This is a genomic window from Streptomyces sp. NPDC043861, assembly GCF_056435905.1.
Genome location: NZ_JBWKDP010000005.1, coordinates 461,186 through 474,458 on the forward strand (window position 1 = coordinate 461,186; position 13,273 = coordinate 474,458).

Consider the following 13,273-nt stretch of genomic DNA (forward strand, 5'->3'; position numbering starts at 1 on the left):
CGGGGCACGCGAGCCGTACCGGGCACACCGCAGCGCACGGCTCCGCAGGGCACAGCCGGGGGCAGGGCGCAGCCGGGGGCGTGCGCGGCCGGACCCGCGACAATGGCCACCATGCGTGCTGCCCGGCTCATCAAGATGGTCCTGCTGCTCCAGTCGCGGCCCGCCATGACCGCGGCCGAGCTCGCCCGGGAACTCGAGGTCTCCGAGCGGACCATCACCCGGGATGCGCTGGCGCTGTCGGAGGCGGGCGTCCCCGTCTATGCGGACCGGGGTCGGGCGGGCGGCTACCGGCTGGTCGGCGGGTACCGGACGCGGTTGACCGGTCTGGCCAGAAGCGAGGCGGAGGCGCTGTTCCTGTCCGGGGTGCCGGAAGCGCTGCGGGAGATGGGTCTGGAGGACGTGGCCTCCGCCGCACAGCTCAAGGTGTCCGCCGCGCTGCTGCCGTCCCTGAAGGACGCCTCACGGTCGGCGGCGCAGCGGTTCCATCTGGACGCGCCCGGCTGGTACCAGGAACCGGAGACCCCGGATCTCCTTCCGGTCATCGCGGAGGCGGTCTGGGACGACCGGGTGGTGGCCGCGCGCTACCGGGACGCGGACCGGCAGCTGGAGCCGTACGGGCTCGTCCTGAAGGCCGGTGTCTGGTACCTGTGCGCCCGGGCCGACGGCACGAACTTCCGGGTCTACCGCATCGACCGTTTCACCTCGGCCGCACTGTGCGAGGCCCGCTTCGAACGGGACGAGTCGTTCGACCTGCCCGCGTTCTGGGAGGCGCGTGCCGCGCAGTTCGCCCGCTCGATCCTGCGCGCCGCGGTCGTCGTCCGGCTCTCTCCCGACGGTGTCCGACTCCTCCCCTACGCCACGGACCGCGCCGCCGCCCGTGAGGCCCTGGAGTCCGCGGGGCCGCCGGACGGGCAGGGCCGCGTCACCGTGACCCTGCCCGTCGAGTCGCAGGAGGTGGCATTCGGCCAGCTCCTCTCCCTCGGCCCCGAGTTGGAAGTGCTGGAGCCGGCGGACCTCCGCGAGCGGTTCGCGGAGGCAGCGGCCCGTATGCACGACCGGTACTCGGCGGCCGGTGACGACGCTCAGCGGTAGTCGTCCACCGACCCCTCCTTTCCGCCGTGGACGACGTCCAGGAAGTACCCCCAGGCGTCCGGCCGGCTGCCGTCGGAGTCCGTGAAGCCGTACACCTTGGCGAGCTGTCCGCTGGAGAGCGACTGGCCGTTCCAGCGCGCCCGGTCGGGGTCGGCGGCGACGGCCGCCACCGCCCGGCCCACATAGACGGGCGACTCGGCCACGGCGAAGTGCGGCTCCTTGGCGACGGCATCGCGCCAGTTCTCCTCGCGCACCCCGAAGCTGTCCAGCATCTGCTCGGAGCGCAGGAAGCCGGGGGTGACGCAGACCGCGGTGCAGCCGACGTCCTTCAGGTCCTCGCCGAGCGTGAAGGCCATCCGGATCGGTGCGTTCTTCGCCAGGTCGTAGTAGAAGTTCTCCCTGAAGCGGCGGTTGTACTCGGCCGTGCCGTCGGTGATCTCGACGAGCAGTCCGCCTGGGTTGCGCACCAGCAGCGGCAGGGCGCAGCTGCTGGTGATGACATGGCTGCGGACGCCCAGCTCCAGCAGGCGCAGCCCACGGTCGAGGTCGGTGTCCCACATCTTGACGTTCCAGTCGAGGAGGTGGTCGCCGCCCCAGAGGTCGTTGACGAGGATGTCCAGCCTGCCCTGCTCACGGTCGATGCGTGCGACGAGCTCCCTGACGCGGTCCACCTCGAGATGGTCGGTGGGTACGGCGATGCCCTCGCCGCCCGCTCCGGTGACCAGTTCCGCGGTCTCCTCGATGGTTTCGGTGGTCCGGCCGACCTCGCTGGTGTGTTCCCTGGTCGTTCGTCCTGTCACATAGACGGTCGCGCCCGCGGCACCCAGCTGTACGGCGATGGCGCGCCCGGCGCCCCGGGTCGCGCCCGCCACCAGCGCGATCTTCCCCTGCAGTGGTGTGTTGGTCGTCATGGTGCGACGGTCGCACGGAAATCCGACACCCTCTGTCCACATTTCCGAAAGGCAGCATTTCGGCCGCTCCACGTGCGCGGCCCGGCGCCAGCCCCGATGCTTGTCCCGTGATGGACGAGACGGAGTTCTGGGAGATCATCGACAGCACCCGCGAGGCCGCCGAGGGCGACCCCGAGGACCATGCCGAGCTGCTCGTGGAGCGGCTCCTGCAGCTCGATCCCGATTCCGTCCTGGACTTCGCCCGGCACTTCGAGGCGCGCTACAACCGGGCGTACCGCTGGGATCTGTGGGGCGCGGCGGCCGTGTTGCTCGGCGGTGCGAGCGACGACGCCTTCGACTACTTCCGGTGCTGGCTCATCGGCCAGGGGCGGGAGGTCTTCGAGGGAGCCGTGCATGACCCCGACTCGCTCGCCGGTCTGCTGGACGACTTCGACGAGGAGATCGACGGGGACGGGGAGGAGCTCGGGTACGCAGCGGACGAGGCGTACGAGCAGCTCACCGGCGCGGTCGCACCGGATCTGGGGATTCCGTCACAGACGGCGGAGCCGGAGGGTACGCCGTTCGACTTCGAGAACGACCGGGCGCTGGCGGAGCGCTTCCCCTCGCTGTGGGAGCGTTTCGGGGTCTGACGGTCCCCTGCGGGAACTGACGTGGCGCATGCGCTCCCTGACGGCAGGAATCCCCGCTACCGGGTGAGCGAACGGCCCATCAGTACATCGTCCACGTACCGCCCGGCCAGGAAGAACTCGCCGGGGAGAACGCCTTCGACGGTGTACCCCTCGGACTCGTACAGCCGGCGGGCCGGAGTGTTGTGGCCGAGCACGCGCAGGGTGATACGGGTCGCGCCCTGGCGTCGCGCCTCGTCGCCGGCGGCCCGCACCAGTGAGCGCCCCAGTCCCTGTCCGCGCACCCCGCCCGCCACGGCGAGGCCCTGGATCTGACGGACGTGCTGATTGCAGGCGAGCGGCGTGGGGATGCGCAGGCAGATGTATCCGGCGATCCCGCCCTCGGCCGCACCGGCGCCACCGGACTCTGCGACGAGATAGTGGTCGGGGCGGTCGGACGCGTCGAAGTACGGGCCGTACGGCGGCATCGGCCGCGGCTGCACGGAGTGCAGGGTGGACCAGGTGGCGTTGCACAGCTCGCGCAGGGCGGCGTCATCGGAGAGGCGTGCGGGACGTATCGCGTAGGGCGCACCGGCTTCGGACATGACGGCACTGTGTCATCCGGGCAGGATGGGACGCATGCGATTTGCGGTCACCGGCTCGTCCGGACTCATCGGTAAGGCACTTGTGCGTTCCCTGCTGACGGACGGGCACGAGGTGGTGCGACTGGTGCGGCGGCCGGCGCAGGCCCCGGACGAGGTGCAGTGGGACCCGGTCCGACAGCATGTGGACGCGGTGGGCCTCATCGGCTGCGAGGCGGTCGTCCATCTGGCGGGCGCGGGGGTCGGAGATCGCCGCTGGACGGAGGCGTACAAGAAGGAGATCCGGGACAGCAGGGTGCTCGGCACGGCCACCATCGCGGAGGCCGTGGCCTCGATGGAGGTGCCCCCGAGGGTGCTGGTCTGCGGCACCGCCGTCGGCTACTACGGCGACACGGGCGACCGGGCCGTCGACGAGAGCGCGCCGCCCGGTGCCGGCTTCCTCGCATCGGTGTGCGAGGAATGGGAGGCGGCGGCCGCCCCGGCGGCAGAGGCGGGCATCCGGGTGGCCTTCGCCCGTACCGGGCTGGTCGTGGCCCGCGAGGGCGGCGCATGGGGCAGGCTCTTCCCCCTGTTCCGGGCGGGTCTGGGCGGCCGTCTCGGCAATGGCCGCCAGTACTGGAGCTACATCTCGCTCCATGACGAGATCGCCGCATTCCGCCATATCGTCGACACCGACGGCCTCGCGGGCCCGGTCAATCTCACCGCCCCGACGCCGCTCACCAACCGCGAGGTGACGGCCGCCATGGGCCGCGTGCTCCATCGCCCCACGCTCTTCACGGTTCCGCCGGCCGCTCTCCGTGTCGCCCTCGGCGACTTCGCCGAGGACGTCCTCGGCAGTCAGCGCGTGCTCCCCAGGAAGCTTCTCGATTCCGGGTTCACCTTCGAATTCCCGTCGATCGACGGAGCGATCCGCGCGGCACTTCGCTGACCGCTGCGCGCCGCGCAGGCCCCTGCCGGGGAGAAGGAGGCGCACACACGTGCGACTCCGTGCTGCCGGGCGACCGATGTGCGCGGCTGGCGGGCGCCTGGCGGCAGGGTTTCTACTCTCCACCCGAACTTCCGCATTACGCAGGCCGGTTCCGGGCATGAGGCCCCACACCAGCCGCGCCGACCTCGGGGAGGGGCACGTGCTCAGCAGCGCACGCCACGCGGACGTCGTCATCGTCGGGGCCGGTCTTGCCGGCCTGTCGGCGGCTCATCTGTTGACCAGTGCAGGGGTCACGGTCACCGTTCTGGAGGCAGAGTCCAGGGTCGGCGGCCGGATGGCCACGGAACAGGTCGACGGGTTTCTGCTCGACCGGATCGGGCAGTTGCTCAGCACTTCGTATCCCGAGCTGCGCCGCACCCCCGGGCTGGGGGATCTCGAACTGCGGCCGTTCTCGCCCGGGGTGCTCGTGCACAGTGAGGGCCGTCACCAGAGGGCAGGCGTACGGCACAGCGCGCGCCGGGGGTCCGCCCACTCCCCGCGGAGCGTCGGGGGAGCACTCACCGCTGCGCGCGCCCTCGCAAGCGCCCCCCGCACGCCCCTCGGTGAGGCCTTCGACCAGGCTCGCCTCGCGGCGGCACTCGGCCGCCTCGCCGCCACCCCGCCCCGTCGTCTTCTCGCACGCCCGGAACTCCCGGCTCTGGATGCCCTGTACGCCCGCGGATTCCCCGCCCGTAGCGTCAGCGGCTTTCTGCACCCCCTGCTCTCCGCCCTGCTTCTCGACCCGGAGCTCACCGGCTCCAGCCGGTGCGCCGACCTGGCACTGCGCGGATTCACCCGCGGCCGGCTGTGCGTTCCGGCGGGTGGCGCCGCCGCACTGCCCGAGCGCCTGGCGGACGCCCTGCCCCCCGGAACGGTCCACACGGGGGTACGCGTCACCGACGCTTCGACAAGCTCCGTGACCACCAAGGAGACCGGCCGCCTCAGCTGCCGCTCGCTGCTCCTCGCCACCGGTGCGCGCAGTGCCGCCGCCCTGCTGCCCGGCCTCCGCGTCCCCGCCCACCATCCGGTGACGGTCCTCCACCACACCGCGCCCGTCCCGCCGTTGCGTGAGCCGGCGCTGATCCTGGACGCCGACCGCACCGGTCCCGTCTCGCACACCACGGTGATGAGCGAGGTCGACCCTTCCCGTGCCCCGCACGGCCGTGCATTGATCACCTCCACCGTCCTGGGCCGCCCGCCCGCCGACGCGGACCGCCGGGTGCGCAGCCATCTCGCCGCCCTCTACGGCTCCCCCACGGACGACTGGGAGCTGCTGGCCCTCCATCACGAGCCGGAAGCCGTGCCCGCGATGCCCGCGCCGCACGATGCCCGCCGTGCGGTACGACTGCTCGACGGGCTCTACGTCTGCGGCGACCATCGCGACACGAGCACCGTCCAGGGCGCCCTGTTCTCGGGCCGCCGGGCGGCTCACGCGATCCTGCGCGACTTCGGCATCCAGCCGGGGTACGCGACCGCTCCACTCACCACCGCGGCCGCCTGAAGCCCCGCCACACGCCCGGGCGGGGCGGCCCCGGCCGTCCGGCGGCCGATGACGGAGCCGGGACGGGTCGCCTCACGCCGCCGAGCACGAGCACCCGGACCCGGACCCGGGTGGGGGGTGGACGCTGCGCCGTCCGGACCCGGTGCGGCGCCGGACGGCAGCCCGCGTCAGCCGATCGCCGTCACCCGGTCGCGGTACCCCCGCACCGCCGCCGCGTCGCGGTAGGGCTCCAGGCGGCGTTCGAAATCGCGGATGTAGTCGGCAGCTCGGGCCGAGCGCATCTCCGAGGCCTGCTGGGCGGCCTCGGCACCAAGGGCGCATGCCTGGTCGAGTTCGCCGAGCCCCAGGCGCGCCGAGGCGAGCACCACGCGGCAGAAGAGCCGGCTGCGGGCGTACCCGGGTGAACGGAGCTGGAGGGAGCGCTCCGCGTGCTGTACCGCCGCGCGGTACTGCTGGAGGTCGCGGTGGCAGTGCCCGAACTCGTCCGCCAGCTGTGCCTCGTCGAAGAAGCGGGCCCAGTGCGGCACATCGTCACCGGGCCGGGCCGCCTCCGTCGCCCTTTCGGCGCGCACGAGCGAGGTCGTACAGGCCCGGACCTCGCCGAGCACGCCGTGCCCCCTGGCCTCGACCGCGTGGAGCAGTGCCTGGACGACCGGTGGGGCGGAGGCCCCGACGCCCTGCTGGGCGACTCGGGTCAGCTGCACCGCCTCCCGCCCGTGGCCCAGATAGACCGCCTGCCGCGCCATCGTGACCAGGACGTACGCCCCGTACGTCCGGTCCCCCGCGGCCTGGGCCAGCCGCAGCGCCTGGACGAAGTACCGCTGGGCGAGGCCGTGCGCGGCGATGTCGTACGACGTCCATCCGGCGAGCCGGGTCAGGTCGGCGACGGCCGCGAACAGCCGACGTCCCGTCGTCTCCCCGTAGCTGCCCCGCAGCATCGGTTCGGCCTCGTGCTCCAGGTAGCGGACCAGGGCCTGGCGCGCATGGCCGCCACCGTAGGCCTGGTCGAGCGTGCGGAAGAGTTCACCGACCGAGCGCAGCGCCGAGATGTCCCCGGAGGAGACCCTCTGACCGGGTGTCCGGTCCGTCCCCCGCTGGCGCGGCAGGGAGGCCCGGCCCTGCGAGGGCACCCGTCCCGGTCCCTGCTGGGCGGCGGCCGGGTCCGGTCGGCCGACCCGCTCGTCCGCCCGTCCGATCAGCCAGTCCCGGCTCGGTACGACCAGCCCGGCCGGGGTGAATGCGATCTTCCGGAGCTCGGCGTGGCTGCCCGAGTCCTTGCGCCACAACCCGCCGACGATGTCCACGGCCTCCTCGGGCGTGGCCGCGAACTCCAGCCCGGCGTAGACCGGCGCGCATGCGTCGAGCCCCAGGTCCTGTGCGGACAGCCGCCTTCCGAGCCGCCGGGTGAAGACCTCGGCGATCAGGGCCGGCGTCGTGCCGCGGGGCTGCTGCCCGCGCAGCCACCGGGTCACCGACGTCTTGTCGTACCGCAGGTCGAGGCCGTGCTCCAGGCCGAGCTGGTCCACCCGGCGGGCGAGCCCCGCGTTGGAGAACCCGGCCTCGGCGATGAGCGCGGCGAGCTGGCGGTTGGGGGTTCGCTGCGGGGGTCGTTCCGTCATCAGCTGTGCGGTCTCCTGCCTTCCGGGCCCGCGGGTGCAGCCCATATGGAACGGCGCGAATTTAGCGGGCCTAACCGACCCATCCGCGACCTTGACACCGCATTCATCCGATCGTGTGAGGATTGAGGGCGGCGCTGACGGGTGCGGCGTGAGTCGTAGAGTGACCGGGCGCGATGAGTGCACCGTGCAAGCTTGAGGAGGGCCAACGGTGAGCGAGCTGCGATTTGTCCATCTGGGCTTCGGTGGCGACGCCGTCGAGTACCAGGCGGCCTGGGACGAGCAGCGCCGCGTGCACGCGGCCCGGTTCGCCGATGAGATCGCCGACACGTGTCTGCTGCTGGAGCACCCGCCCGTCTACACGGCTGGACGGCGCACGGAGGACAGCGAGCGCCCCCTGGACGGCACCCCGGTCGTCGACGTCGACCGCGGCGGCAAGATCACCTGGCACGGCCCGGGCCAGCTCGTCGGCTACCCGATCATGCAGCTGCCCCGCCCCGTGGACGTGGTGGCCCATGTGCGGCGGCTCGAGGAGGCACTGATCCGCACCTGCGCGGAGTTCGGTGTGGAGACCAGCCGGGTCGAGGGCCGCAGCGGCGTCTGGGTCCTGGGCGACCCCGTCGAGCAGCGTCCGCAGGTCGGAGGGCTGTCCCTCGACTTCGACCCGCGTCTGCACGACGAGGAGTTCGACCCACGGCTCAGCGGACCCGAGTACGCCCCCTCCAACGCCGGCCAGCGCCGCGAGGACCGCAAGCTGGCCGCCATCGGCATCCGCGTCGCCAAGGGCGTGACGATGCACGGTTTCGCCCTTAACGTGAACCCGGACAACACCTGGTTCGACCGGATCGTGCCGTGCGGCATCCGTGACGCCGGCGTCGCCTCGCTCGCGAACGAGCTGGGCCGGGACGTGACGATCGCGGAGGTCCTCCCGGTCGTCGAGAAGCATCTGCGTGACGTACTGGAGAAAGCGGACCTGAAGCCGCGCTCCGTCGAGCGCGAGAACGGGCCGGACCCCGTGCCCGCCGTCTGAGGAATGCCTCGCCTGAGGAATGCCTCCCTCTGGCCAGAGGTTGGCCACGGGTAAGGGCATCAGAACATCGGGCGTACCCTGGTGTGCGCCGAGGAATCGAAGTAGGGAGCCGGTCGTGTCCGCTGTCGCACCCGACGGACGCAAGATGCTGCGACTGGAGGTCCGGAACAGCCAGACCCCCATCGAGCGCAAGCCCGAGTGGATCAAGACCCGGGCGAAGATGGGCCCCGAGTACAACCAGCTGCAGAAGCTCGTGAAGAGCGAGGGTCTGCACACGGTGTGCCAGGAGGCCGGCTGCCCGAACATCTTCGAGTGCTGGGAGGACCGCGAGGCGACCTTCCTCATCGGCGGTGACCAGTGCACCCGGCGCTGTGACTTCTGTCAGATCGACACGGGCAAGCCGCAGGCCCTCGACCGTGACGAGCCGCGCCGTGTCGGCGAGTCCGTCGTCGCGATGGACCTGAACTACGCCACCATCACCGGCGTCGCGCGCGACGACCTGGAGGACGGCGGCGCCTGGCTGTACGCGGAGACCGTGCGCCAGATCCACGCGCAGACGGCGGCCCGCGAGGCCGGGCGGACCAAGGTCGAGCTGCTGATCCCCGACTTCAATGCGGAGCCGGACCAGCTGGCCGAGGTCTTCTCCTCCCGCCCCGAGGTGCTGGCACACAACGTCGAGACCGTGCCGCGGATCTTCAAGCGCATCCGCCCCGGCTTCCGCTACGAGCGCTCACTGAAGGTGATCACGGAAGCCCGTGCCGCCGGGCTCGTCACCAAGTCGAACCTCATCCTCGGCATGGGCGAGACCCGCGAGGAGGTCAGCGAAGCGCTTCGGCATCTGCACGAGGCGGGCTGCGAGCTGATCACGATCACGCAGTACCTGCGCCCATCGGTCCGGCACCACCCCGTCGAGCGCTGGGTGAAGCCGCATGAGTTCGTGGAGCTGAAGGAGGAGGCCGAGGAGATCGGCTTCTCCGGTGTGATGTCCGGCCCTCTGGTCCGTTCCTCGTACCGGGCGGGACGGCTGTTCCAGCAGGCCATGGAGAAGCGCGGCGAGGCCGCGGCGGCCACCCAGGCGGCCCCCAGCTCCGTGTGAATTCCCGCACAAGATATTACTGGCCAGTAATGGCCGAATCGGCGCGGCCCGTACGCCCTTCGCAGGTCGGAGGCGCTTACGGGCCGCGTCGGCATTCCGCAACTCCGAATAAAGGTTTCATCAGTGTTTGACCAGCCAGTCACGCACTGGTAACACCAATCAGTGACGCTGTCTTCACGCACCGCAGCGCACTTCCGTTTCCCACCCCGCCCCCGAGGGAGACCCACACCATGCAGGCCGCGACCTCCGTACGCGCCAACGCCTTCCCGTCCCTCACCCAGACCCTCCGCGCCGTGGAGTCCGTACTCCTGCGCGGCGGTCAACGCACCGCCCGCCGCAACGCCTGGACGGCGGTGCTCGAGGACCGGCGCCGCGCCAAGGACCGGGTCGAGGCACAGCACGTGCTGGAGGCCACGCTGACCCGCTCCTCCTGAGCAACGTAAACTTCACAGCATGGCGAGGAAGGAACAGGCAGAGACTGCTGCCTCTGCGAATCCCGGGCGACTCAAGCAGATCGCCCTGACGTACAAGATGACCCGGCGAGCCGACCCGAAAATCGGTCTTGTCATCGCCGCTGTGGGAATCGTCACCTTCGGTGTCTTCCTCGCGATCGGCTTCCTGATCGACTACCCGATCTATCTGGGCATTCTGGGCTTCCTGCTGGCCTTCCTCGCGATGGCGATCGTCTTCGGACGCCGCGCCGAGCGAGCTGCCTTCGGGCAGATGGAGGGACAGCCGGGTGCGGCGGCCGCGGTCCTGCAGAACATCGGACGCGGCTGGACCACGACCCCTGCGGTCGCGATGAACCGGAGCCAGGACGTCGTCCACCGGGCCGTCGGCAAGGCCGGCATCGTGCTGGTGGCCGAGGGCAACCCGAACCGGCTGAGGACGCTGCTGGCGGCCGAGAAGAAGAAGATGAACCGGATCGTCGTGGACGTCCCGGTGCACGACATCATCGTCGGCACCGACGAGGGCCAGGTGCCGCTGAAGAAGCTGCGCGCCACGATGGTGAAGCTCCCCCGGGTCCTGAGCGGTCCCCAGGTGACGCAGACGAACGACCGGCTGCGTGCCATGGGCGACCTGATGAGCAACATGCCACTGCCCAAGGGGCCGATGCCGAAGGGCATGCGGATGCCGCGCGGCGGAAAGATGCGCTGACCTTCCCCGTCTCTACGAGTACGAGAAGGGCGCCCCGGCCGGACCGGGGCGCCCTTCTCGTCACTTCCGCACGTGTCCTCGCTCCGACATGCGACTGCTTCCGGACATCACTGCCGGGCGCCTCCTCTGCACGGGCACTCGCACCCGTACCGCGCTCGTGTCCCGATGCTGCGGAGGGGTCAGATCCGCACCTGCACGGCGCGGGACAGCCGGTCGTGCAGCCCCCGACCGTCGCGGTCCCAGACGAGGGCGGGGATGGCGAGGCAGAGCAGCACGCTGCGTACGACGGCCCACCCCGCGCCCAGCCGGCCGCCGCCCTCGGCGACGACCCGGATGCCGAGAATCCGCTTACCCGGCGTGCTGCCCAGGATGCCGACGGTGAGCACGCTCAGCACGAAGAAGACCAGCAGCGCCCAGTTGCCCGCGGTCTTCTGGTCGCCGTTCGCGAGCAGCCCGTATGCGATCAGCATGCACAGGGCCCAGTCGATGAATATGGCCCCGAAACGCCGTCCCAGCGGGGCGATGGCTCCCGGCCCCGCTTCCGGCAGCCCGAGCCGCTTGCCCCGGTGTCCGAAGTCGGCGCCCATCTCCTCGGCCGCCGCTCGGGGGCCGGAGAGCCATGAACCGATTGCTTGCCTGTTGTCCACCCGCCCACGGTACTGTGCACGCTTTTGATCACCCCCGGCCGGGTCCTGCGCCGCCGCGTCCATGACACGACTGCCCCGCTCCGGTTAACTTCCGCGAAACAAATGAGTCATGCTGGAGAAATCCCGTCTGCCTAGGGTCGTGTGCAGCGTGTGCCACCGCACTGGCTGCACGACCGAGTGACAACCCCGCCCTTCCCCGGGTCGGGAGTAGGAGGAGTTGGATGTTCCAGAACGCCGACGACGCCAAGAAGTACATCGCGGACAACGACGTGAAGATGATCGACGTCCGGTTCTGCGACCTTCCGGGCGTGATGCAGCACTTCACGATTCCGGCCACGGCGTTCGACCCGTCTGATGAGCTTGCCTTCGACGGCTCGTCGATCCGCGGCTTCCAGGCGATCCACGAGTCCGACATGGCGCTGCGCGCGGACCTCTCGACGGCGCGCCTGGACCCGTTCCGCCGTGACAAGACCCTGAACATCAACTTCTTCATCCACGACCCGATCACGGGCGAGCAGTACAGCCGTGACCCGCGGAACATCGCCAAGAAGGCCGAGGCCTACCTCGCCTCCACCGGCATCGCGGACACGGCCTACTTCGGTCCCGAGGCCGAGTTCTACGTCTTCGACAGCGTGCGCTTCCAGACCAGCGCCAACGAGGGCTTCTACCACATCGACTCCGAGGCCGGCGCCTGGAACACCGGCGCGCTCGAGGACAACCGCGGTTACAAGGTCCGCTACAAGGGCGGCTACTTCCCCGCCCCGCCGGTCGACCACTTCGCGGACCTGCGCGCCGAGATCTCCCTGGAGCTGGAGAACGTCGGCCTCCAGGTCGAGCGCCAGCACCACGAGGTCGGCACCGCGGGCCAGGCCGAGATCAACTACAAGTTCAACACGCTGCTCGCCGCGGCCGACGACCTGATGCTCTTCAAGTACATCGTGAAGAACGTCGCCTGGCGCAACGGCAAGACCGCGACCTTCATGCCCAAGCCGATCTTCGGCGACAACGGCTCCGGCATGCACGTCCACCAGTCGCTGTGGCAGGGCGGCTCGCCGCTCTTCTACGACGAGCAGGGTTACGCGGGCCTCTCGGACACCGCCCGCTACTACATCGGCGGCATCCTGAAGCACGCCCCGTCGCTGCTGGCCTTCACCAACCCGACGGTGAACTCCTACCACCGCCTGGTCCCGGGCTTCGAGGCGCCGGTCAACCTGGTGTACTCGCAGCGCAACCGCTCGGCCGCGATGCGTATCCCGATCACGGGCTCCAACCCGAAGGCCAAGCGCGTCGAGTTCCGCGCCCCGGACCCGTCCTCGAACCCGTACCTCGCGTTCTCGGCGCTGCTCCTCGCGGGCCTCGACGGCGTCAAGAACAAGATCGAGCCGGCCGAGCCGATCGACAAGGACCTCTACGAGCTCGCGCCCGAGGAGCACGCGGGCGTCCCGCAGGTCCCGACCTCCCTCCCGGCGGTCCTCGACGCCCTCGAGGCGGACAACGAGTACCTGCAGGCGGGTGGCGTCTTCACGGCCGACCTGATCGAGACGTGGATCGACTACAAGCGGACCAACGAGATCGCGCCGATCCAGCTGCGTCCGCACCCGCACGAGTTCGAGCTGTACTTCGACATCTAAGAACGCAGCAGGTCAGAGCGGGTTTCCGCGCACCTGGACCGGTCACGGGCCGTCGGTCGTCGCCTTCCGTCAGCGGAAGGCGACGACCGACGGCCCTCTGCGCGCTGCGCCCGTACCGCGACGTCGTGGACGTCGCTGCGCTCCGGCCGGGCATCCGGGCACGGAGTCCGGCCGACGGGCCCGGCACGCCCCGCCCCCCGCCTCATTCGCCGGCCGGGCGCACGGGCGGCGCCCCCTTCGCAGAAGCAGCCGCCGCCCGCCGCTGTCACTCGAGAGCCCGATGCGCAGGAAGCCGGGCAACCGTACCGACGGGTGGGGACACGGCCCGGACGACGGCAGTGCGTCCTGCGATCACGAGGCGGCGGAGGCGGGCCGGCCACAGCCAGGGCCGGCCAGTGGACCGTCAAGGACGGAACC

General features: G+C 70.8%; 13 protein-coding genes. 9 read left to right on the forward strand and 4 right to left on the reverse strand.

Features of this window, described 5'->3' with window-relative positions:
* The first annotated feature begins 111 nt into the window (after positions 1–111).
* Positions 112–1,092 carry a helix-turn-helix transcriptional regulator gene (locus AC068D_RS15580; protein ID WP_478823543.1) on the forward strand — a complete coding sequence of 327 codons (981 nt, stop codon included), beginning with the start codon at positions 112–114 and terminating at the stop codon, positions 1,090–1,092.
* Here AC068D_RS15580 and AC068D_RS15585 read toward each other — a convergent pair.
* Positions 1,083–2,003 carry an SDR family oxidoreductase gene (locus AC068D_RS15585; RefSeq protein ID WP_478823544.1) on the reverse strand — a complete coding sequence of 307 codons (921 nt, stop codon included), beginning with the start codon at positions 2,001–2,003 and terminating at the stop codon, positions 1,083–1,085. The genes AC068D_RS15580 and AC068D_RS15585 overlap by 10 nt on opposite strands.
* Positions 2,004–2,113: 110 nt before the next feature.
* Here AC068D_RS15585 and AC068D_RS15590 point away from each other — a divergent pair, with 110 nt between their 5' ends.
* A complete protein-coding gene (locus tag AC068D_RS15590; protein ID WP_478823598.1) occupies positions 2,114–2,632 on the forward strand; it encodes a DUF4240 domain-containing protein in 519 nt (172 codons plus the stop codon).
* 56 nt (positions 2,633–2,688) lie between these two features.
* Here AC068D_RS15590 and AC068D_RS15595 read toward each other — a convergent pair whose 3' ends face one another.
* Complete coding sequence (locus AC068D_RS15595; protein ID WP_478823545.1) at positions 2,689–3,213, reverse strand: GNAT family N-acetyltransferase; 525 nt, start codon at positions 3,211–3,213, stop codon at positions 2,689–2,691.
* A gap of 25 nt (positions 3,214–3,238) precedes the next feature.
* On the opposite strand from AC068D_RS15595, the gene AC068D_RS15600 reads away from it, so the two are divergent.
* Together AC068D_RS15600 and AC068D_RS15605 are read left to right on the forward strand one after the other, a co-directional pair.
* A complete protein-coding gene (locus AC068D_RS15600) occupies positions 3,239–4,138 on the forward strand; it encodes a TIGR01777 family oxidoreductase (RefSeq protein ID WP_478823546.1) in 900 nt (299 codons plus the stop codon).
* A gap of 157 nt (positions 4,139–4,295) precedes the next feature.
* Positions 4,296–5,678 carry an NAD(P)/FAD-dependent oxidoreductase gene (locus AC068D_RS15605; RefSeq protein WP_478823547.1) on the forward strand — a complete coding sequence of 461 codons (1,383 nt, stop codon included), beginning with the start codon at positions 4,296–4,298 and terminating at the stop codon, positions 5,676–5,678.
* Between the two features lie 167 nt (positions 5,679–5,845).
* Here AC068D_RS15605 and AC068D_RS15610 read toward each other — a convergent pair whose 3' ends face one another.
* Entirely contained in the window at positions 5,846–7,297 is a 1,452-nt protein-coding gene (locus tag AC068D_RS15610) for a regulator (protein WP_478823548.1), read from the reverse strand.
* Positions 7,298–7,505: 208 nt separating this feature from the next.
* Between AC068D_RS15610 and lipB the strand changes: the two genes are divergently transcribed.
* From lipB to AC068D_RS15630, 4 genes are all read left to right on the forward strand, one after another.
* Complete coding sequence (gene lipB / locus AC068D_RS15615) at positions 7,506–8,324, forward strand: lipoyl(octanoyl) transferase LipB (protein WP_478823549.1); 819 nt, start codon at positions 7,506–7,508, stop codon at positions 8,322–8,324.
* Between the two features lie 115 nt (positions 8,325–8,439).
* Positions 8,440–9,420 (forward strand): lipoyl synthase, encoded by a 981-nt coding sequence (gene lipA / locus AC068D_RS15620; RefSeq protein WP_478823550.1) that lies wholly within the window; start codon positions 8,440–8,442, stop codon positions 9,418–9,420.
* 230 nt (positions 9,421–9,650) lie between these two features.
* On the forward strand, positions 9,651–9,854 hold the full coding sequence (locus AC068D_RS15625; RefSeq protein ID WP_478823551.1) for an SCO2195 family GlnR-regulated protein: 204 nt from the start codon (positions 9,651–9,653) through the stop codon (positions 9,852–9,854).
* Positions 9,855–9,873: 19 nt separating this feature from the next.
* Positions 9,874–10,578 carry a DUF4191 domain-containing protein gene (locus AC068D_RS15630; RefSeq protein ID WP_478823552.1) on the forward strand — a complete coding sequence of 235 codons (705 nt, stop codon included), beginning with the start codon at positions 9,874–9,876 and terminating at the stop codon, positions 10,576–10,578.
* A gap of 179 nt (positions 10,579–10,757) precedes the next feature.
* Here the strand turns inward: AC068D_RS15630 and AC068D_RS15635 are convergent, their stop codons facing one another.
* Entirely contained in the window at positions 10,758–11,225 is a 468-nt protein-coding gene (locus AC068D_RS15635; RefSeq protein ID WP_478823553.1) for an RDD family protein, read from the reverse strand.
* A 221-nt stretch (positions 11,226–11,446) separates the two neighbouring features.
* On the opposite strand from AC068D_RS15635, the gene glnA reads away from it, so the two are divergent.
* Positions 11,447–12,856, forward strand: a complete 1,410-nt coding sequence (gene glnA, locus AC068D_RS15640) for a type I glutamate--ammonia ligase (protein WP_478823554.1) — start codon at positions 11,447–11,449, stop codon at positions 12,854–12,856.
* The last annotated feature ends 417 nt before the right edge of the window (positions 12,857–13,273 follow it).